17 protein-coding genes are annotated in these 22,039 nt (G+C 34.9%); 11 read left to right on the top strand and 6 right to left on the bottom strand.

Annotated elements, in window-relative coordinates; all coding sequences use genetic code 11:
• Window positions 1-164: 164 nt before the first annotated feature.
• The 3 genes from ACIQXJ_RS11590 (at window position 165) to ACIQXJ_RS11580 (ending at window position 3,505) form a co-directional block, all read left to right on the top strand.
• On the top strand, window positions 165-2,255 hold the full coding sequence (locus ACIQXJ_RS11590; RefSeq protein ID WP_403053556.1) for an MMPL family transporter: 2,091 nt from the start codon (window positions 165-167) through the stop codon (window positions 2,253-2,255).
• 185 nt (window positions 2,256-2,440) lie between these two features.
• Window positions 2,441-3,064, top strand: a complete 624-nt coding sequence (locus ACIQXJ_RS11585) for a hypothetical protein (RefSeq protein ID WP_403053553.1) — start codon at window positions 2,441-2,443, stop codon at window positions 3,062-3,064.
• 78 nt (window positions 3,065-3,142) lie between these two features.
• Entirely contained in the window at window positions 3,143-3,505 is a 363-nt protein-coding gene (locus ACIQXJ_RS11580; protein WP_401008541.1) for a hypothetical protein, read from the top strand.
• A gap of 298 nt (window positions 3,506-3,803) precedes the next feature.
• Here the strand turns inward: ACIQXJ_RS11580 and ACIQXJ_RS11575 are convergent, their stop codons facing one another.
• The 3 genes from ACIQXJ_RS11575 to ACIQXJ_RS11565 all read right to left on the bottom strand — a co-directional run bounded on the left by ACIQXJ_RS11575 (window position 3,804) and on the right by ACIQXJ_RS11565 (window position 5,694).
• Window positions 3,804-4,211, bottom strand: a complete 408-nt coding sequence (locus tag ACIQXJ_RS11575) for a DUF2000 family protein (protein WP_401008535.1) — start codon at window positions 4,209-4,211, stop codon at window positions 3,804-3,806.
• A gap of 105 nt (window positions 4,212-4,316) precedes the next feature.
• A complete protein-coding gene (locus ACIQXJ_RS11570) occupies window positions 4,317-5,093 on the bottom strand; it encodes an AraC family transcriptional regulator (RefSeq protein ID WP_403053550.1) in 777 nt (258 codons plus the stop codon).
• Window positions 5,094-5,118: 25 nt separating this feature from the next.
• On the bottom strand, window positions 5,119-5,694 hold the full coding sequence (locus ACIQXJ_RS11565; RefSeq protein ID WP_403053548.1) for a LysE family translocator: 576 nt from the start codon (window positions 5,692-5,694) through the stop codon (window positions 5,119-5,121).
• Between the two features lie 482 nt (window positions 5,695-6,176).
• Between ACIQXJ_RS11565 and ACIQXJ_RS11560 the strand changes: the two genes are divergently transcribed.
• The 3 genes from ACIQXJ_RS11560 (at window position 6,177) to ACIQXJ_RS11550 (ending at window position 11,689) form a co-directional block, all read left to right on the top strand.
• On the top strand, window positions 6,177-9,047 hold the full coding sequence (locus tag ACIQXJ_RS11560) for an NEAT domain-containing protein (RefSeq protein ID WP_403053545.1): 2,871 nt from the start codon (window positions 6,177-6,179) through the stop codon (window positions 9,045-9,047).
• A gap of 524 nt (window positions 9,048-9,571) precedes the next feature.
• The gene (locus ACIQXJ_RS11555; protein ID WP_403053542.1) at window positions 9,572-10,366 is read left to right on the top strand and encodes a methyltransferase domain-containing protein; all 795 of its coding nucleotides are present in this window, start codon (window positions 9,572-9,574) and stop codon (window positions 10,364-10,366) included.
• A gap of 27 nt (window positions 10,367-10,393) precedes the next feature.
• Window positions 10,394-11,689: an opine metallophore biosynthesis dehydrogenase gene (locus ACIQXJ_RS11550; protein ID WP_403053539.1), complete on the top strand. Its 1,296-nt coding sequence runs from the start codon at window positions 10,394-10,396 to the stop codon at window positions 11,687-11,689.
• 59 nt (window positions 11,690-11,748) lie between these two features.
• On the opposite strand, the gene ACIQXJ_RS11545 is transcribed toward ACIQXJ_RS11550, so the two are convergent.
• Entirely contained in the window at window positions 11,749-12,012 is a 264-nt protein-coding gene (locus ACIQXJ_RS11545) for a TetR/AcrR family transcriptional regulator (RefSeq protein ID WP_403053536.1), read from the bottom strand.
• A 523-nt stretch (window positions 12,013-12,535) separates the two neighbouring features.
• On the opposite strand from ACIQXJ_RS11545, the gene ACIQXJ_RS11540 reads away from it, so the two are divergent.
• The 5 genes from ACIQXJ_RS11540 (at window position 12,536) to ACIQXJ_RS11520 (ending at window position 20,537) form a co-directional block, all read left to right on the top strand.
• Window positions 12,536-13,045: a phage tail protein gene (locus ACIQXJ_RS11540; protein ID WP_403053533.1), complete on the top strand. Its 510-nt coding sequence runs from the start codon at window positions 12,536-12,538 to the stop codon at window positions 13,043-13,045.
• Window positions 13,046-13,058: 13 nt separating this feature from the next.
• Complete coding sequence (locus ACIQXJ_RS11535) at window positions 13,059-13,559, top strand: phage tail protein (protein WP_403053530.1); 501 nt, start codon at window positions 13,059-13,061, stop codon at window positions 13,557-13,559.
• A 20-nt stretch (window positions 13,560-13,579) separates the two neighbouring features.
• Complete coding sequence (locus tag ACIQXJ_RS11530) at window positions 13,580-14,104, top strand: phage tail protein (protein WP_403053527.1); 525 nt, start codon at window positions 13,580-13,582, stop codon at window positions 14,102-14,104.
• 47 nt (window positions 14,105-14,151) lie between these two features.
• Window positions 14,152-19,089 (top strand): S-layer homology domain-containing protein, encoded by a 4,938-nt coding sequence (locus tag ACIQXJ_RS11525; protein ID WP_403053524.1) that lies wholly within the window; start codon window positions 14,152-14,154, stop codon window positions 19,087-19,089.
• A 359-nt stretch (window positions 19,090-19,448) separates the two neighbouring features.
• Entirely contained in the window at window positions 19,449-20,537 is a 1,089-nt protein-coding gene (locus ACIQXJ_RS11520; protein ID WP_403053521.1) for an ABC transporter substrate-binding protein, read from the top strand.
• A 97-nt stretch (window positions 20,538-20,634) separates the two neighbouring features.
• Here ACIQXJ_RS11520 and ACIQXJ_RS11515 read toward each other — a convergent pair whose 3' ends face one another.
• Both ACIQXJ_RS11515 and ACIQXJ_RS11510 read right to left on the bottom strand, forming a co-directional pair.
• A complete protein-coding gene (locus ACIQXJ_RS11515; RefSeq protein WP_403053518.1) occupies window positions 20,635-21,309 on the bottom strand; it encodes an MBL fold metallo-hydrolase in 675 nt (224 codons plus the stop codon).
• Complete coding sequence (locus ACIQXJ_RS11510) at window positions 21,299-21,940, bottom strand: TetR/AcrR family transcriptional regulator (protein ID WP_403053515.1); 642 nt, start codon at window positions 21,938-21,940, stop codon at window positions 21,299-21,301. The genes ACIQXJ_RS11515 and ACIQXJ_RS11510 overlap by 11 nt, the downstream gene beginning before the upstream one ends.
• Window positions 21,941-22,039 lie beyond the last annotated feature (99 nt).

Genomic DNA, 22,039 nt, shown 5'->3' with positions numbered 1-22,039 from the left:
TTCACGGTTGTTCATTATAGTAATTTTACGTATTTTAGCACATTCAACAGGAGGAGATTACAATAGCAAAGTATCTTTATAAATTAGCAAATTGGTCGACGACACATAAAAAATCTGTTCTTTTTAGTACTTTAGGGATACTGATTATACTAGTAGCCTTAGTATTGTATTTTAAACCATCATTTAAAGGAGAGCTTACTATTCCGAATACGCCAGCTGACAAAGCAGCTGAACTGATTAAAGAGGAATTTGCAGGTGCTGCCAAACAATCTTCACTAAACATCGTATTTAAGGCACCAGACAAAGAAACGCTAGAATCAGAAGATTCGCAAAGCGATATTATGGCGGTTCTTAACGAGATAAGTGAAGATTCCAACGTAGCAAATGTTCTATCACCGATAGAACTCAACAATTTAAATGAAGATAAAACGATTGGTTACGCACAAGTAACGTTTGCAGTAGAAGCAGATAAAGTTTCAGAGAAGTCGAAAGAACATATTTTAGATAGTATTAAAATTACAAGAAATGCAGGTATTCAAACAGAAATAAAAGGAGGAGATATAGCTTTTTCTGACATAGAGTTTGAAGGGATTTATGAAGTTATCGGAGTAGTAGTTGCCTTTATCGTGTTAGCAATAACATTTGGATCATTTATTGCAGCAGGCCTACCAATTCTTATAGCGGTATTAGGTTTAGGTATTAGTTTACTAGGAATTATGTTTGGTGCTTATTTTATTGATTTAAATTCTATTTCAATAATTCTAGCAGCAATGCTAGGTTTAGCGGTAGGGATTGACTACTCACTATTTATTATTACGCGATTTAAAATAGAATTAGCAAAGGGTAATAGCATTAACGATTCAATCGCAATAGCCATCGGAACATCTGGAAGTGCTGTTGTATTTGCGGGGTTAACTGTTATTATTGGCCTTTTAGGTTTATCAGTAGCCCAAATACCATTCTTAACGCTTATGGGTGTTTCAGCGGCTATAAGTATATTTGTAGCAGTTCTTATTTCAATTATCACTTTACCGGCAATTTTAGGTATGGTAGGCCATCGTTTGTCACCTGCGAAGAAAAATTTATTATCGAAAAAGATTGCTGGTAATAGCAAGAAAAAGGATGGAACGAAAGCGGACTTGTGGGGGAGATTAGTTACTAAACACCCTGTCGTTGTATCGTTATTAGCTATTGCATTCCTTGCCATTCTTACAATTCCATTCTTCCATATGAATTTAGGTCTGCCATCTGATGGGACAGCTAAATCAACAGAGATGACGGAAAGAAGAGCGTATGATTTACTTACCGAAGCGTACGGAGAAGGCTTTAATGCACAATTAATTGTTGCCGCAAAAGTAGATGAATTAACAGAGGAAACACAACTAGCTGCAGGTGAGATAGTTCAAGAATTAAGTGAATTAAAAGATGTAAAAACTGTTTCACCGCCAATTCCAGGCCCTTCAGGTAAAATCTTTATGATACAAATTACACCACAGTCTGGACCAGATGATTTAAAGACAAAGGATTTGGTAAATCTTATAAGAGAAAAATCTAAAGAAACCACAAAAGAACATGGTATTGAACTAATGGTAACTGGAACAACGGCCATGAACATTGATATATCACAACAATTGAATGATGCACTACCATTGTTTGCATCCTTGATAGTCGGGCTTGCCTATATACTTTTAGTAATGGTCTTTAGATCACTATTAGTACCGTTAAAAGCTGTTTTAGGTTTCTTGCTTTCTTTAGGAGCAACATTAGGATTTATGGTATTCGTTGTGCAGGACGGACATTTCGTCAATTTCTTTGGCTTCCCAGCACAATCTCCAATACTAGCATTTTTACCTGTTATTACAATTGGAATATTATTCGGATTAGCGATGGACTACGAAATATTCTTAGTTAGTAAAATGAGAGAAATTTATATCCATACTGGAGATAGTCGTAAAGCTATCTTATATGGTATGAGAGATAGCGGCGGAGTAGTAACTGCTGCAGCGCTAATCATGATGGCAGTATTTTTCGGATTTATGATGAACCCCGATGCGATGATTAAATCAATAGGAATGGCTCTCGCTTTTGGAGTATTCTTCGATGCATTTATAGTAAGAATGACCATAGTTCCTGCTGTCATGTCTCTCATGGGGAAAACTGCGTGGTATATTCCTAAGTGGTTAGATAGGATTCTTCCGAATATAGATGTTGAAGGCGAATCTATTACACATACAGAAAAAAATAATATAAATTAAGAAAGCTGCATTATGCAGCTTTTTTATGTAGCAAGAATATGAGGTGGGATATCCCTGTATTTAGCTATATAACATAATTTAGAAGTAGGTAAAAATCATAACTTATTCAAGAATTTGCGTAAGATATTTAAGTTAAAAACTAGATAATTCATGTTTTAATTTAGGTTAATAATAGGGGGAATACTATGATAAAAATTGTAAAGTTATTGTTTACGTCTTTTTTATGTATAAGCATTTCCTTATCATTAATCACCTATGTTTCTGCGAGTGAAGATGGAAAACTTGAAAAGTTTATTACTCCATATCAGGAAGTAATGGATAAACTGACTGATGAATTTGCAGTAGAATTTTATATTAATCCTGAAAAGATGGACCAGTTTTATAACAATGTAAGAGATATGAGTCCAGAGGAATTAGAAAATATATTAAGAGAACAGTATAAAAAGTTTTTAGGAGATTCTTATCAGGATGTGAACTCAAATAGCAACTATTTAATTTCGACATTATCTATAAGTGAAGATATTACACAACAAGTAGCCTTACGTTATAATTCTTCAATGTACTTGAACTCCAAAATTTTTAGTGCAACAGGTAATCCAGGCACTTACACATACCAAAGTATAAAATCATATGGTACAACTTGGCCATCTGATTATACAGACTATCATTGGAAAGTTGATCATGCCTCACATAAATTAAGCAGTGATTCAAAAAGTTGTACAGTCTATCTAAGAGGTCATCCTGAAAATGCTTACGGAGTTGCACTTGCACTTTCTTTAACTGCATCACATACTTTTTATGCAAATTAATTGAAGTATTTAGTTAAAACAAATCTATTATATTTTAAGTTGCGAATTTTGACAGATAAAATAAGGGAGAGGAAACGAATGAGGAAAGGTATAAATATCACACTAATTTGTCTAATGGTTTCTGTTTTTTGTTCAACTACTCATTATCGTGCTGAGTCAACATATGACAACGATCCTGACCTATTACTCATACCTTACAAAAAAATATTAGAAAACTTAAGTAATGAATATGGGGTAAGAATGTATATTCCAGAAAAAAACAAAGAAAAATTTTTAAATAGCGTCCAAGATATGACACTACAAGAATTTGAAAAACGATTAAGACAACAATACAAAGATGCAGAAAAGTATATAAATCAATCTACTGGAGAAAGCGTTGTTTTCTATCCTCAACCAATTCCTAACGCAAACCAAGATGTATTAGCAATTCCGTTAAATTAATACTAAGAGAAACAGTTAAGTCAAAATTGTCTTTAAAATAGACTAACTGATTGTTAAAAAGTAGAGGCGTTGAATCAGATGGTTCCGATTTTAAACTTTTTATCAATGATTGTTTTAATAGTTGCTATATATTTAAATAGAAAATAGCTGATTTAAATATAAACGGTTGCCAGTGGAAAAATGCATTGGCTACCGTTTTATTTCATACCCATACAATTGCATTTTCTTTGTCACATGCGGCTCTAATCATATCGAAATAAAAAACTTTATCTTCCGAGTCACTGAGACCTAGTTTCTTTTATTTATGCAAATCATAGCCTTTTAGTAATTTATCTACATGATTTTTCTTGCCTCGTATTCCGACTCCAACAAGATTTAGTTCATTCGTCTTGAATTTTGCGACCATTGCACGATTATCCTCGTCATTATATGTATTAAACAATTCTTCAGTGTAAATTGTAATAACGACATCTTTTGTTAGAGCCTTTTGTAAAAGCTCATTCAAACGTTCACCAGTAGAAGAATGGATCATAACTGGTTGCTGTGACATAGGTAAATATTGAGCATTATCCTTATCTAAATAGGGTTGTCCAATAATGTTTTGAGTGCCCGCAATTCCACTCATTAGGAATGCTGTTACGTTCAATTTTTGCCACATTTCAAGGTCATCTTTTAAAACAATTTTAATTTTTGTATCAAATTCCATGAACTCAACACCTTTCTTTTTTATGCTGAAAATTATCTCCCACCTAATGCATCGAGTAATTAAAAACGGAGACATCCGAAATACTTAATAAGATAGATAATACGTTCAATTTACATATGAAAAATACTCAAACGCTGTTGTTCCAAAAACACCTTTAAAATGTTTATTCAGATGGGTTAAATCAACAAAACCACATTCAGCGACAACTGAATAAATATCTCTTTTTTGTTCGATTAGCTGCTTTGCACGTTCTATCTTGCAGTTAAGAAAATATTGGTATGGTGAAATGCCAGTTTGAGCCTTGAAAGATCGAATAAACGTAAATTTCGATAATTCAAGTTCTTTACATATTTCATCAAGTTTAGGTATTTTTTCTAAGTTGGTATGAAGCATATCCTTTGCTTTATTAATTAGAGTGTCATCTTTCTTACAGTCTGTAGAAAAATCAGTCTCAACAAGGTTATCTGTGAGGGATAATAGTAATTCACTACACAATGCCTCATCTTGATCATTTAAAATTGCATTAGCAAGACTTATTATTTTATATTGAAGTCTATAATCATAAACAATAGGGTTTGAGAAACGAACGAAATCTTTTTTATCAATAACCTCTAAAAGCAATTCCGGCTCAATATAAAGCATTACATAATCGAGACCTGTTTTGTCATGTGCCATTCCATCATGAACCTGTTCAGGATTAAAAATCATAATGCCGTTTTGGTAAGACAATTGTAAACTGCCCTCTAAGTTATAGTGTTGAATACCACGTAATGTAACACCGATTGCATACTCTTTGTGAGAGTGCTTTTTATATGAAAAGTCAGTCATACTTGCTGATAATGCGGTAATACCTGCCGATTTTTTATAGATAAATTTATCCATCTATTTCACCTCTCAAATAGCTTACCTATATCCATATCATGATTGCAGCATAAAGTAAAAATAATGCCATCAATAGGTTAACTATCTTTTTATGCTTCTGTAAAAACTCCTTAAAGATTGTACCGAAAAGTACCCATGTAATAAATGCTAAAAATCCAATAACAGTTATCGTGAGAACACCTACTGTAACAGCAGGTATTGAAACATAATAGGGCATAATATAGGTAGGAATAACAGTCATTGTAAATAGCACTACCTTAGGATTTGAAAACTGCGTAAGGAACCCTGACATAAAGGAACCAGTGTTATTTACATTAGCTTTTGATGAATCCATTGTATAAACTTGATAAGCAAGATACAACATATAAAAGCTTCCAATAATCTGCATAACAATTAAAATTTTTGGAATAATCGTTGCCAGTAGCGTATTTAACATTGCAGAAATAGCAAGTAAGAAACCAAATGCAATCGTTGCTCCATAAGTATATTCCATTGCTTTTTTTGTCCCAGAATTATGCACTGTAGATAATATGACAATATTAGTTGGCCCTGGTGTAAATGTAACAATGAAACAGTAAAAGACAAAAGATGTAATGTTCAAGAGGACCACTCCTTTCAAGATATCCTCATATAATCATATATACTAAAATACATATAGTACGTTATTGCGGTATTGTTCTTTAAAATAACCATACAAATTTAAAGTTTAATAGAATACTAGCGTCTTGGTGCAATTTATTGGCTTTCCAAGTCAAAATTGACCTTACTTTTCAAGAGTATTGACACTAAAGCATGTCTCACGAAATATTCTAACTTTCTTGACAAGAATAATGAGAGGGATATAATTAAATTAGAATGAGAATCATTATCAATTAAAGAGAATTATATACTTTAAAACATCCATGTTATTAATAGATGTTTTCTTTGTCGTTAATTGAAAATGATATTCATTTTGAGTTTAGGGATAGTACTAGTAAAAGCTTTAATTATAAAAAGGAGGTAGAAACTTTAGAAGAGGTATAGTAATTGAAAATTCTGGATTCCTTGCGATTTAAATAATTAAATATTCAGGAGGTCAGAGTAATGAAGAAATTTTTACAACAAGTAGCTATGGTAGTGCTGATGCTAGGTGCCATATTACCGGGCTTTGGCATGGAAGTAAGGGCGGAGGAGAGTACCGATGCTAGCTGTACAATTGACTATTCAGCAAGTCTTAATGTTCGCGATGAATCTCAAACAAAAGATTCAGTAATGAATAGCTATATTAAAAAGGACGTTACAATCCAACAACAAAAAGATGGTCAATATACGGTAGCGATTACGGTGCCGAAAAACTTCGTAGAATGGTATAAAGGTTTTAAAGTGAAGTCAGGTGGCGAATTAAAAGAATCTATTAAAAGAACGAATGACAAGGTGGGTAATGAAACATACACATTCGTCATCGACCGACACGATGAATCAATCGAGGCGTGGGTTCATGTTGACGTTCCAGCTTTCAATTACAGAGATAAAAAATATATTGTTTACCTAGTACTCTCGAATGTTACGGAGACTAACCGCGTTTGTGAAGAAGCACAGAAGCAACCAGAAACATTAGAGCAAAATAAAGATAATGCAAAAGGAAATACCAACGGCAGTGAATCAGGTTCTGGCGAGAACAATAAAAATTCAAATACCGATGGCAATCACAATTCTAACACTGAGGACGTTGGACAATCAACTAATAGCGACACAACAGATGGTTCAGCTAATAAAGACACAATGGTTGAAGGAACTACAGCAAACTTTAAGCAAGAAGGAGTAGTTCAATTTGAATTTCCACAACATGAAAGAGAAATAACGACATTCTTACAAACATCAAATACAGTATTTGAAGATAACAAATACAAAGTTACTCTTTCGTTAAATACACAAAATAAATTACAGGAATTCACTGTAAAACAAAATGAAAAAGAGATTGCAAAATGGTCCAACAAAGTAGCATCAGTGGTACCTGTTGTAATGTCAAACACAGCAACATTATCATTTGAAGCTGACACTCTAGATAACCTTGTTTTTGAAGCGGTAACGACTGATAAATTAATAACTGCAAATGTAACAGCTACAGTGAGAGATGAAGCTTCAGCTTCAAAACTTAATAATGCAACAGTGCCGGTTACAGGTGGGGTAACGAGTGGTGGTTCTACACAATCAACTAATGGGCTGTATACAGTGGATTATACGTTTATAAAGGGATCAGGTTCTGGTACTTCAATGATGGACCAGTATGTAATTAAACCAGCGTATGTCGTGAAAAGTGGTTCTTCCTATCAAGTTCAATTAACATTAAAAAATAGTTCATGGATTACTGGGTTTACTGTGAATGGTTCAACACCTACTACGATAAGCGACACCAATGATGTACGAGTCGTTCAATTTACATTACCAAATTTAGCGGATCGTTATGATGCATGGGTAAAAGTAGATATTGAGGATATAAAATATCATCATAACTATAATATCTTTTTACAATTCAATGAAGGTTCCCTTTCAAAGATAAGTGATAGTACAACCTTCCCAATTACAAGTGGCCCAATTGATACTCCACCAATGAATAAAGATTTACCTAAAAAAGAAACAAAGATAGACCAAACTGTAGGGAACTTTATCCAAGAAGGAGCAGTTAAATTTGAGCTTCTACAGAATGTAAAAGAAATAACGGCATTCCTACAAAAAGCAAGTACAGTATTTGAAGATAACAAATATAAAGTGACACTCACATTGAATACTGGAAATAATTTGAAAGATTTTATTGTGAAACAGAATGGTAAAGAAATTGCAAAATGGTCAAATAAAGCAGCATCTTTAGTGCCTATAGCAAATGAAAAAACAGCTACACTTTCATTTGAAATTGAAACACTTGATAACCTTGTTTTTGAAGCAGTAGCGGCTAATAAGACATTTATTTCAAATGTAACTGCAACAAAGACAATGACAAATGAAAAGATTACTCGTCAGCCAATCACGTATAAAATGGAAGCTGATCCAAATGGTAAAATCCCTGATTTTATTACAAACTATTTAGCACCATACTTCACGAAAGCGGAATTAGTGACGATTGACGATAAACGTTATATCGAGATGACACTAATCGGTAAGGCGTATGGCTTCGAAACACTTGCTTATATTGATGCAGACGGTAAGCAACAAGATATCGAGATCATTAGTTCTACAGGCGAAAAATTGGATCAAGTACGTGTAGTCCGTTTACCATTAGTTCAAGATCAAAATGGAGTAACGAAAATATTTGTCGATTCAGGGAGCTTAGGTTATGGTGCATACACATTATTCTTTACGTTTAATGTGTCCGCTGAAGAGGAAGAAACAAAAATCGTAGAAGAAGATACAAATAATACGAATACAAATCTTCAAAATCCTTTTAAGGATATCGATAATGTCTTCAGTAAGGATGAAATTTTAGCTTTATATGCTGCTGGCATTACAAAAGGAACAACAGCCACAACATTTAGTCCAAATAGAAATATCACGCGTGCGCAATTTGCAGTGATGATAGCTCGTGCTTTAAATATTTCATCCGATAAAGCAACTGGGTTTAAGGATGTTAAAGGTCAGTGGTATGAAAAAGAGGTACAAGCACTTGCAGAGGTCGGTATTGTAACAGGTGTCAATGCCACAACTTTTAACCCAAATGCAAATATTACACGTCAGCAAGCAGCCGCAATTATTTTGCGTATGCTTGAATACAAAGGCTATAAAGTAACAGTGGATAAAAATGCTTTAACGTACAAAGATGCTAATAAAGTATTTGATTACGCAAAGCAAGCAGTATCAGAATTGCAAGCACTAGACATTATGACAGGGTCTAATGGCTATTTAAACCCGCAAAGTTATTTAACACGTGCACAAATGGCGAAAATATTAAAACGTTCACTAGAGTTAGTAAATTTAATCTAAACGATTACTAATTTAAAGTCAGGTACTAGTACTATTCCAAAAACTCTTTCAAAAAGTTGGATGATGTGATTAGGCTTGCTTGTGAAGCTACGAGCATTTTGTAGTCTTGAGCACATTGCCTCATCCAATCGTGAAAAAATGCAATTCAAGTTGAACTTGAATTGCATTTTTTATCTTTATTAAACATTCTAGTTACCTTCAATTTGTAGCACAACCATAGCCTTTTCTACTACTTTTTTTCCACAATTCGTTAAAAAACCCCTCTATATCCCTGTGAATAAGTAAATGCAAATGCTTTTGCCATTTTTGATATAGCACCTAATTTCATGGATGCTTTCAAAATAGACTGTGTTTTAGCAACCTCCACTAGATATATATAAACCACTAGTTTTACTACTACCGAAGCGGCAATATTTATTGCTCGTTTTTATTGTGAAAGGAAACATATCTAAGGAAGCGATGAAATAGTATGAAAAGAAACGGCATATATTTAACTTTAATCCTCAAACATAGGAGTGGGGTAAGTGAAGGATATAGATTTGTTTTTAAAGAAATTACATTACTTTGATAAGAAATTTAAGTTAATAATCAACCAAAACAATAATCATCTAAAAGTTGAGTATGTTGAGTTGTGTGAGTTAATCGATAATTATTCTTCTTTTATTACAAATCGTGACAATGAAAAACATTGGAATTATATAAAGCAATCGATTGAAATAATAGCATTAATCGAAAATCTCAGAAATAACTCTTCTGTTTGTATCCAAATCGTAGAAAAATATCGAGCTTTAGTATTGGGATTAGAAAACGAGAAAATAACGGATTATTTTCGTAACATAGAGGACTGCATTGAAAAGGAATTTGGGGATTTTCAAATTAACAGTCAGTCGAAAGTCCTCATGGTAGGTTGTGGGGCTTTCCCTTTAACATTATTAATGGTTGCGGAACGAACAGGCGCAGAAGTTTTTGGGATTGATATTGATGATGAAGCGATTCACTTGGGAAGATATGTAGTAAATAGATTAGGAAGACATTTATCGATTCAAATTGAGAAGAAGACAGTAGGGGACCTAACAGTTATGAAACAGATTAGTCATATTATATTTAGTTCAACTGTCAGCAATAAATATGCCATATTAGATCAATTGTATGATTTGACTAATAAAGATGTGCTAATTGCTATGCGTTATGGTAATGGGTTAAAGTCTCTTTTTAATTATCCAAAGCAGAAAGTAGACGAAACCAAATGGCAAATAGTTGAGGAAATTATACACCCTCATAATGTATTTGATGTTATTTTGTATCAAAAAGTACAATGACATATATAAAAGAAAAAGGAGTAGGCAATGACTGATTTTAATAATGTTTTATTGTTAGGAACCGGGCCAACAGCAATTCAACTAGCTGTGAATGTCAAAAATTATTTTAATAGTAAAGTAGCGATTGCCGGTCGAGAATCTTTACGTTCTAAGGCTTTCTTTGAAACAGTCATACAGCATCAACTTGCACTTAAAGTATATGTACAAAATAACCAACATCAGTCTGTTGCAGGAGAATGTACAATTGATTCTTTATTTAAAGGTTATCATTTAGTATCTGGTAATTGGGATACCATTATACTTAGCATTACAACAGATTCTTATTTATCAGTATTAGCACAAATCGATCCTACAGTGTTGAAGAATGCTAGCTGTTTTATATTGATTTCACCTACATTTGGCTCTAGTCATTTAATGACAAATTTCTTGAAAAATCTATCCCCTTTGGCTGAGGTAATTAGCTTTTCAACATATTATGGGGATACTAGATGGTTAGATAGTATTCCATCAAATGAAGTATTGACAACAGGTGTGAAGAAAACAGTTTATATTGGATCAACTTACTTAATATCGGATAGAGTGGCTGAATTATCTAAACTGTTTCGTCATTTAGGGATTCAATTAAAAAAATTAGCATCTCCTCTTGAAGCAGAGACAAGAAATATTTCTTTGTACGTGCATCCTCCTCTATTTATGAATGATTTTTCATTAAAAGTAATTTTTGATGACAATCGCATAACGAAGTATGTTTATAAACTTTATCCTGAAGGTCCTATTACTTATACTACGATTCGGTATTTATTAAATTATTGGAAAGAAATGATGGAAATTGTCAAACACTTCAATATTGAACCTCTTAATCTATTACAGTTTATGGTAGATGATAATTATCCATTACATCCAAAAAGTATAGCTAGACAAGACATAGAGAATTTTATTAATCTTGAGCCCATACATCAAGAATATCTGCTTTATATTCGTTATGCATCCTTATTAATTGACCCATTTTCTATACCAAATGAAGAAGGAAAATACTTTGATTTTTCAGCAGTTCCTCTTAGAGGAATTTTTATAAATCACGACGGACAATGGGATATACCTAGAATGCCAAAAGAGGACTACTATCGTGTGAAAATCATCCAAGGGATTGCGAATGCACTAACATTAAAAACGCCAACGCTTGATCATTTTGTAGAAACCTATGAAGAAAAAGTGCGACAAGCAGTTGCATCATCTGAGAATAAAATTTATTCAGAAGCATTCCAAGTAAAATCTTTTTCACAAGAAATCGAGATGATTTATAAGGAGATTAATACTAATTAAAAACATACAAATTTCAGGTTTTAGAGGCAAAAGTGAATATATTCAAGACTGATTTATTCCTATTTATCTTCTGAAGCTATTCCTGCAAAGGTAAATGGTTGTATGGGAACATCCAGCATCCATGCAATGGCTCGTATTGTCACAAAATCGTATCCTTGTTTAGAAAATAACTTTCTCGCTGATTCTACTATCTGCTTTTTTATTTCTTCTGACCGTTCCGCCTGTTTATTTTCCGCTAAATTTCCTACTTTCATTGCATAGTAATGATTGGTTAATTTAACGTCAACTTTTTTGTGGAAATTCCAATTAGTATACCATTGCACGTCACTTGACCAGCTTGCTCTTGAATTTGATGATAATGTTCATTGATTATTAAATAACATGCGAATAACGCTATGCTACTTAACACTAGTGGTACTTGATAGACCTTATAATTTTTGTCCAGTTAAGTGTAGACATATTAACGTGAATTAGATGCAGTATAAGAAAAGTCGATTAAAAGGATGAGTAAGCACCCTTTTATCGACTTTTTTTATAGCAACTTATTATCTTAGAAAAGGTGGTTCATCATTTCTGCTTGTAATTCTCTGAACAATGAAAGAAGAAAGAAACTCTTATAGATAGTTAAGGATATTTTTTAATTGTTAATTCTCAAACCATTAACATTTGTCAATATTATTTGGTTTCTTTCTTTAGTATTTTAAAATTGAGTGTACTTTTTAAAAGAAAATGTCTGTCAATCATACAATCATACTTTTGTAATGGTGATTACGAGCACACATTTTACAGCACTCATTTATTTATATAAACAATTTAAATATTGATTCTTAAAGGAAGGTGTTAGTAATGGAACCATATATCGGTGAAATTCGAATGTTTGCAGGTAATTATGCTCCACAAGGATGGAGTTTGTGCAATGGGCAACTAATATCTATTGCTGAAAATGATGTGCTCTTTTCACTCATAGGTACTACGTATGGAGGGGATGGACAGACGACATTTGCTTTGCCGAATTTTCAAAGTAGAGTCGTTGTACACCAAGGACACAACCCAGTAACGAGCACTCAGTATGCGATCGGTCAAATGGGAGGGGTAGAGTCTGTGACGTTAAATACATCACAACTTCCAGCTCATACGCATCAAGTAAATGCTTCTTCACTGGAAGGCACAACACCTAGTCCAGAAAATGCGGTATGGGCCAAAAACATGCAATATTCAACACAACCACCAAATAGCACAATGAATGCAACAATCGTTTCAAATGTTGGTGAAAATTTGCCGCATGATAATGTTATGCCGTTTTTAACAATTAGTTATATCATTGCGCTTTCTGGTTTTTACCCATCATTTGAATAGGAGGAATGTAAAAATGAGTGATCCATTTGTAGGTGAAATTAAATTATTTAGCTTTAGACGTGTTCCAAGGGGATGGGCATTATGTGACGGGCAATTACTGTCAATTAATACAAACCAAGCTTTGTTTTCCTTGTTAGGCATAACTTATGGTGGGAATGGAGTTACCACATTTGCTTTACCTGATTTAAGAGGAAGGGTTCCGATTCATGTAGGGAACGGTGTGACACTCGGACAAAAAGCTGGACAAGAGACACATACGTTAACAAGTAATGAGATGCCAGCACATACCCATGTTGTGACTGCTAGCGCGGAAAGTGCTACGTTGAAAGTAGCTACTGGTAATGTATGGGGAACAACCACTGTTAATATGTATGCATCTAATCAACTGAATACCCATATGAATGCACAAGCTTTATCTCCATCAGGAAATTCGCAGTCACATCAAAATATGCAGCCCTACAGTGTGGCAAATTATTGCATTGCTTTAATAGGCATATACCCTCCAAGAAATTAATAACAAAGGAAGTGAACAAAATGTCAGAAGCGTATATTGGCGAAATTAGAATTTTCGGCGGTACTTTTGCACCTCAAGACTGGGCTTTTTGTAATGGACAACTATTAAATATTCAGTCGAACAGCACCTTATTTGCCATTTTAGGAACCATGTATGGAGGAGATGGAAAGACAACCTTTGCTTTACCAAATTTAAATGGTCGGGCAGCGATTCATCAAGGAACAGGTGCAGGGTTAACGACAAGGAATATTGGCGCAGCTGGAGGTTTGGCAACTGTTACATTATTAACAACACAAATGCCTAGGCATAATCATAGCGCTACATGTAACAATGACCAAAAATCAAATAATGAGCCAACGGGGGCAATATGGACGGAACAACAAGGGAGAGGATCTCACCCTGTCTATTCTGTTTCAGGGAATACTGCAATGAACGCATTAACTATTGAACCAGTGGGTGGAAGTCACGCACATAATAATATGCAACCGTATTTGGGGGTAAATTTCATTATTTGTTTATATGGAGAGTGGCCTCCTAGGACCTAGGAAAGAATTGATCGAAGGGTGTGAAACAACTAAAAAGGAGTACAAAAATGGGGAAAAAGATTTTTATTATAACGCTATGTTCAATGCTAATTACTTTTAGCCAGTTGACGGGGATAAGCTTGATGTCTCCTTTAAAAGCGGATGCCGCAACTTGCGATACACCCAATTTGCCAAAGTGTACACAAGATTTAACGCAATCATCCTGGCTAAATGATACAACTAATGGCTTTATAGTTAGTGGTATTCCTGAAGATAATGGTTTTGATTTATTAAAGTATAGTGATGGGCAACCATATCCAGCTGGTTATTATATTGATGCAAATGAATTTTCACCACCAAAATCAATAAAAATTTCTGCTGGTGAAGGCTTTACGGATGGTATCTTCGATTTAAAATCATTAAAAATTGATACGATAAATCCACATATGGAAAACGATGCGTTGCGCTTAAAGATTCAAGGGTATGATATAGACGGAAATCCAAAGGGAAATCCCGTAACCTTTAAGACAGTTGCCAATTCTAATCCTATTTACGATATTCCTTTAAATATGGATGGTATTAACTCATTTGTTATTACTGCAAGTGTACAATATATACCAACTGTTTTTGCGGGCATATGGGATATAACATTTACACAATTTACAATTGATATTCCTACCCCAAGTAACCCACCAACCATTACAAATGATGCGATTACGGCCTCAAATATAACGGCATCAGGCGTACAGTTGGATTGGGCTAAAGCATCTGACGATTTAACAACTCAAGGGGATTTACAATACCGTGTCTATCAATCTACTAGTCATAATATGGATACGGTTAGTAACATTGAATCGAATGGGACAGCTTTAGGAAGCGGTTATGCCAAAGATATTACTTCGTTTATTGTTACAGGTCTCGCCGCCAATACAATCTATTATTTCAATGTCATTGTTAAAGATGCTGATGGCAATAAGAGTGCTTATATGATGCAACAAGTAACAACCGTTGGGTTAAATAAACCTCCAACATCGAGTGATGGAACCGTAAATGTAAATGAAGGTCAAGTGTATACATTTAATAGTACTTCCTTTGCGTTTTCGGATGAAGATGCTGGAGATACGTTGCAAGCGATACAAATTGTTACAATCCCAAATAGCGGACAGCTCTTTATTGATAGCAATAATAATCAGCAAGTTGATGCTGGAGAAGCGATTACAAATGGTGTGACTACTATTAGTAAAGCCAATTTAGATACCGGTCATTTAAAATATTTAATGGATAATGGATCTACTTCATCTTTTACATTTAAGGTAAGTGATGGTATTAATTTTAGTACAAGCTATACGATGAATCTAAATGTTGATACAAATCCAACCGTGACTATATCATCAAACCAAAGTAATCTAACAAATAGTAATCCAATTACTATATCAATCGTATTCAGTGAGCCGGTGGTAGATTTTACGGTATTGGATGTAAAGGTTACAAATGGAAATGTATGGTCTATTTATGGGGATGGCACTAGATTTACTGGCACAATATCACCTATTGCGGATGGAGTTGTGAAAGTTAAAATTCCTGAAAAGGTTGTTACGAACAGTAGTGGTACATTTAATAAAGCATCCAATGAATTACAAATAATCTATGATGCTACACCGCCTACTAATATTGAACTTACTAATACGATAGTCCAAGAAAAGGCGCCTATAGGTACACCTATTGGGACATTGACAGCAACAGATTCAGGAAGTGCACAAACATTCAGATATGCATTAAAGTCTGGGGATACAAGTTTCTTTACGATTGAAGGCAATGTATTAAAGACAAATGCGCTGTTTACCTATGATACGAAAAATAGTTATAGGATTACGATAAGCGTAACGGATCAGGCAGGCAACACGTCTGATAAGGAGTTTACTATCCAGATTACTAAAAATCACGCTCCTACAGGCACTATTCTCATTAATAATGGAGCAGTATATACAAGTTCTTCGAATGTTACTTTAACAATGACGGCAACGGATATAGAAGGAGAAGCGATAGATATGCGCTTTTCAAATGATGGTTTTACTTGGTCGAGTTGGGAGTCAAAAGTGTCTACGAAAAGTTGGACATTATCAAGCGGGGATGGTAGTAAAACCGTATATATGCAACTAAAAGATTCAGCAGGTAATATATCGAATGCATTTTCAAATACAATTGGTTTAGATACAACGCCTCCATTTATAACAGGAGTTACAAATGGAGGTATGTATAACACTGACGTAACCATTAGCTTTAATGAAGGAACGGCTACCTTGAATGGATCTTCTTTTAAAAGCGGCAGCACTGTAACGTCAATTGGAAGTTATACGTTGGTTGTAACAGATAGTGTAGGTAATACCTCGACGATTTCATTTGAGATTGATAAAACGCTGCCACAGGCTGTAGAAGTGACAATCAAATCAACTAATTTCAATCCGACAAAGGCTAAGATAGGCGACACCATCACATTAGCAATAAAAACAGATAAAAATATCCAAACACCAACAGTTACCATTGCTGGAAAAACTGCTGCTGTAAGTGGAGCTGCAACGAACTGGCAAGCGACTCATGTTATAGCCAATGGTGATATTGAGGGATCAGCACCTTTTACGATAAATTTTAAAGATTTACTAGGCAATTCAGCAACAGAGGTAACGAGCGTAACTGATGGAAGCTTCGTCATAGTGGATAGTAAAAAGCCAACTGTTAAAAAGTTGACAATGGCTTCAAATAATGCGAACCCTGCAGTTGCTAAAGTAGGTAATATTATCACTATTGATTTTGAAACAAGTGAGGACATTCAATTGCCCAAAGTAGCTATATTAGGACAAACAGCAAATGTAAGTGATAAAGGTGATGGCGATGCTAAAACTTGGCAAGCAAACTATACACTAAAGTCAGTAGATACAGATGGACCTATTAACTTTACAATTGATTATCAAGATTTAGCAGGGAATGATGGCTCACAGGTTACAGAGATTTCAACAGGAGCAATGGTGGAGTTTGATAAAAAGGCTCCTGAAATAACAACCTATTACCCAGCGCACCTTGCAACTAATGCGCTGCCTACAGGTAATCTCGTGTTAACGTTTAATGAAAAAATCTTACCTGTAGCTAGTAAAAACATTTTCATTCGAAATGCTTCAACTAATCAAATTATCGAAACAATCGGTATTTCACAAGCAAACGTTTCGATCACTAATGAAACTGTGACAATAAATCCTACAGTGGATTTGGACGATAACACCGTTTATAGCATTCAAATTGACGCAGGAGCATTTATAGATTTAGCTGGAAATATGTATGACGGAATTACTAATAATACTACTTGGAGTTTTACGACTAGTGCAATACCAACATACACCGTTACGTATGACAGTAACGGAGCTGTTGGAGGGAAAGTGCCAACAGACTCGAAGCAGTATAAAGGTTACGAAACAATTACAGTCCTCGGAAATACCGATAATTTAAGGAAAACAGGCTATACATTTGTAGGATGGAATACGAAGGCTGATGGCAAAGGTATTGCGTATAAAGCTGGACAAATGTTTCAAATAGGGAAAGGGAATCTATTATTGTATGCTGAATGGTTTAAAAATGATGTACCAGCAGATGGAGGATCCTTCACACCAAGTACGGACCCTGTAGTACCAAATAATCAATTTTTAGTGAATGTTGTAGATCCTAGTATGCCAGATGAGGTACTCATTCAATCAGTATTAACACGTGTATTTCGTAACGGTAGCTTCCAAGATACAGTGAATTTTACAGTTGCTAATGCCAACGAGTTCCTTCGCAAATTAGCGAACAAGGAAGAAAAAAGACCTCGACTTATGATTCCCGACATGGAACAACCAGCAAGTGAAACAAAGGTCATACTCGCTCGAGAGGCCGCTAAACGATTACTAGAGGGCAAATCTAATTTTGGCATAGATACGGGACTAGTCAAGATAGATGTTCCTTTTGCTTCAATGAATGATTTCAATGACGATATTTATTTTCGAATGATACCGATAAAAGATGCACTACTGCAAAAAGCTATCGAGGATCGGGCTAAACAAGCAGAATTAGTCTTACAACAAAGTCATGGGGTGAAAGTAAAGCTCGTCGGTCAACCAGTAACTATTGACACAAATCTACAAAATCGTCCCGTGACATTGCTATTGCCATTACCAGCGAACCTAACATCAGCTCAGCAAGAAAGTATCGTGATTTACGTAGAGCATAGCAATGGAACAGTCGAATTAATTCGTGGGCGTATTGTAGAATTTTCGAAAGGACAAACAGGCATTGTCTTCGATGTACATCATTTTTCTACTTTTACTTTACTATATGTAGAACAAGGGCAGGAAGAAGAACAACAACCAGAAGAGGTAGATAGGAAACTTACGTCATATATACAAGGCTACACAGATGGTACTTTCCGTCCGAATGCATATGTCACACGTGCACAAATGGCAGCAATGTTGGCAAGAAATTTGAGTGACAATGATGTACCAGTAGCATCTCAACTATTTTATGTGGATACAGCTGCTACTTGGGCAAAAAATGAAATTGAGTATATTCGAACACAAAAAATTATGCAAGGACGTCAAGATCGTGTATTTGCTCCGAATGATATGATGACGAGAGCCCAAATGGCAGTTATTGCTGTAAGATGGATAGAACAGCAATGTGCAGAAGGGTCTAAAGATAACCAGTATTGTCAACTAACAACGAAGGGCGAAACGTACAGTGATGTCGCGCCCACGCATTGGGCAGCAAACGAAATCGATCGCATTAGCGCAATGGGTATAATGATTGGCTCAGGCGACGGCCAATTTAGACCGGAAGAGAGACTAACACGTGCACAGGCAGTAAAGATACTCAATCGGATTTTTAATCGACCATTACCAACTGAAGAAACGGAACAAATCTTTATAGATATTCCTAGTGAACATTGGGCTTTCTTTGAAATTCAAGCAGCTACAACGAAATGAAAACCTAATGGCAATAGCAGAGTGTGCACAAGGGATTGTCACTTGCGAAACTTCTTTTCACTCAGTGGATCTTGAGCTTTTAAGTCGTCTATAGGACAAATTAAAAATAGGGCCCTCCTGTTTGATGTAGAGTCAATTATTTTGACATGTATGCATCATACAGGAGGGCTTTTTCTCTTTCCAGATAAAGTTTCTCTCCATTATATTTCTTTTAAAGGTATGTTGAAAAAATTTTTAGGTGAGGGCATTAATATAGTAGAAGGTATTGACTCTTAGAACGACTATCCTGTAGAGTATAAATGATATTGATAATCATTATCGATACAAAAGAAATTTAATGTTTTAGGAGTGTCAACCACATGAATTGGAAATACCCATTATCAGCTTTAGCCATTTCGGCGTTATTAGTCGGCTGTACTCAGTCAGACAATGCAAATAAATCTGCATCAAATGAAACAATGGAAACGAAAGAAGAGGCAATAATAAAGGACGAGCTAAATCGGAAAGTAACAATCCCAATGAATCCTGACCGTGTTGTAGTAGGAGGCATCCTACCATATTTCTCAACGTGGTATATTGCAACGAATTCGACGAAAGAAATCGTTGGTATGCATCCCAACTCTTATAATGCAGCGTCTCATTCAATATTAAAAGATATTTCACCTGATATATTGAAAGCAGATACATCCTTTATTCAAAATGGGGAAGTGAATATTGAAGAATTGATGAAAGTGAATCCTGAAGTCTATTTTGAAATTGCATCGGATGAAAAATCAATTAATAAATTAGAAGAAGCGGGGGTTCCAACAGTTGCACTCCAAGCAACAGCAGATTCTGATGATCCATTAGAAATTTTAAATCGATGGTTAACATTAACGGGTGAAATCACAGGGACAACAGATCGCCCCGAACAAATCATCCAAGAAGGTAAAAAGAATCAACAAGAAATTAACGATAAACTAGCCAATGTACAAAAAGAGGATATGCCTCGAGTATCAGTAGCAGGCTCGAACATGCATGGCAATCGATGGATTAAAGCTACGGGTGGAATAGATGTTGCAGAAGCGGATGTTCAAGGCATTAAGGCAGTCAATATGGAACAAATATATAACTGGGATCCAGATATTATCTACATTACTAACTTTACTGAAACACAGCCTAAAGACTTATTCGATAATTCAATTGATGGGCAAGATTGGAGTCAGCTAAAAGCAGTAAAAAATAAACAAGTGTATAAAGTGCCGCTAGGTATTTATCGCTGGTATCCACCGAATGGTGATGCACCACTTATGTTGAAATGGATGGCACAGCACAATCATCCAGAAATATTCGACTATAATATGACCGAAGAAATTCAACATTACTACGCTAAATTTTACAACTATGATGTGACAGAAGAACAAGTAAAAGACATTTTAAATCCTTCGTCTGAAGCTGCTAAATATTAAGAGAATGCCAAGTAAAAGTGAATTTAATTTTTTTGAGTTACAAAGAGAAGGAAACACCTATCCTCTAATGAAAGGCATTATCCTTCTCTCTCTAATACTAGCTCTCTAATTTTCTTGTCGTTTTTTGAACATATTCTTCTAGTTGATCTGCAGGACGAAATACTGTACTTCCATGACAAACTTCTAATCGCTCGGGTTTCAATTCTTTTACAATTAAACTGCTTTGTAATGCTTCTTCCATATAGGGTGTAAACATTGGTGGATGAAGCTTTCCTTTTTTAGAGTTGAAAAGGTCACCAGCTAGCAGTACTTGATCTTGTGTATGGAAATAAACAACGTGTCCTGGAGAGTGACCCGGCGTTAAATAGGGTGTAAGTCCAGCAATTGTTTGTAACTTTCCATCCGCACTCTCTGTGAGTGGCTGGGCTAATTGCTTAGGCAGGTTGTATTCAAGTTTCTTTCTTTTTGGATAAAGAACTTCACCTTCCATATAAGGTATTTCAATATCGTGTGCGTATACGGGTACTTTATTTTGAGTCAATATTTTCTTTACTGCGCCAACATGATCCGAATGTCCATGTGTTAAGAGAATCCTACGCAAAGGACCAGCATTTAGCTGCTTTATGAATTTCATAATTCCTTTTGCCATCATCGGCATCCCTGTATCTACTAAAGTGACCCCGTCCTCCTCAATAACTATCCAGACATGAATTGGAACAATCATCCATGTCTTTAGGCTCCAGATATGCTCAGAGATTTGTTCAGCTTTCATTGTCATTTCCCCTTTTTAATTTTTCTTTAAAGCCGATAAGAAGAATTTCTATTGCAAGATTAAATGTTGGCGTTAATCTTTCCATTAAAACGTTAAGCGGTTCATGTTGATACGAGTAAGTGCTAAGAATGCCATTAAGGTTGAAGTAATAAATTCGGGAAAAAGCTAATAATTGTTCTTCATTTGAAATAGCAAGACATTCCCGAATTATTTTCTTCATTATTTCAAAGATTTCAATCCGCAGTCTATTTATCTCAAGTTTTGGATCCCCCTCATCTACCCTTGTAGACTTTGCGTTGAAGAAAATATCATACAAATTTCGATTCTGTAGGCAAAAGTGGATATATTCAAGACTGATTTGTTTCAATTTGTTTTCTGAAGATAAAGTACTTAAGCTCGAAAGATACAGAAATTGTTCGTGTAGCTCTTGCAAGGGTGGCATAGAGAGCAGGTGTAATAATTCTTCCTTGTCTTTAAAGTAAAGATAAATAGTTGTATGAGAACACCCCGCATCCTTTGCAATTGCTCGTATTGTCACTGAATCGTATCCTTTTTCGGAAAATAACCTACCTGCTGATTCGACTATCTGCTTTTTTGTTTCTTCAGACCGTTCCGCCTGTTTACTTTTCATTATAGGACCTACTTTCTGCGTTTACTAACCAATGGTTATATAATAACCATCGGTTAGTAAACTGTCAATAATTTATGGAAATCCAGATAAGTATCATTA

Origin of the sequence: Lysinibacillus sp. NPDC097868, from assembly GCF_044761135.1 — a bacterium.
Taxonomy (GTDB): domain Bacteria; phylum Bacillota; class Bacilli; order Bacillales_A; family Planococcaceae; genus Lysinibacillus.
Note: the sequence above shows the minus strand (reverse complement) of the source record. Positions and strands in the feature narration are given on the sequence as shown.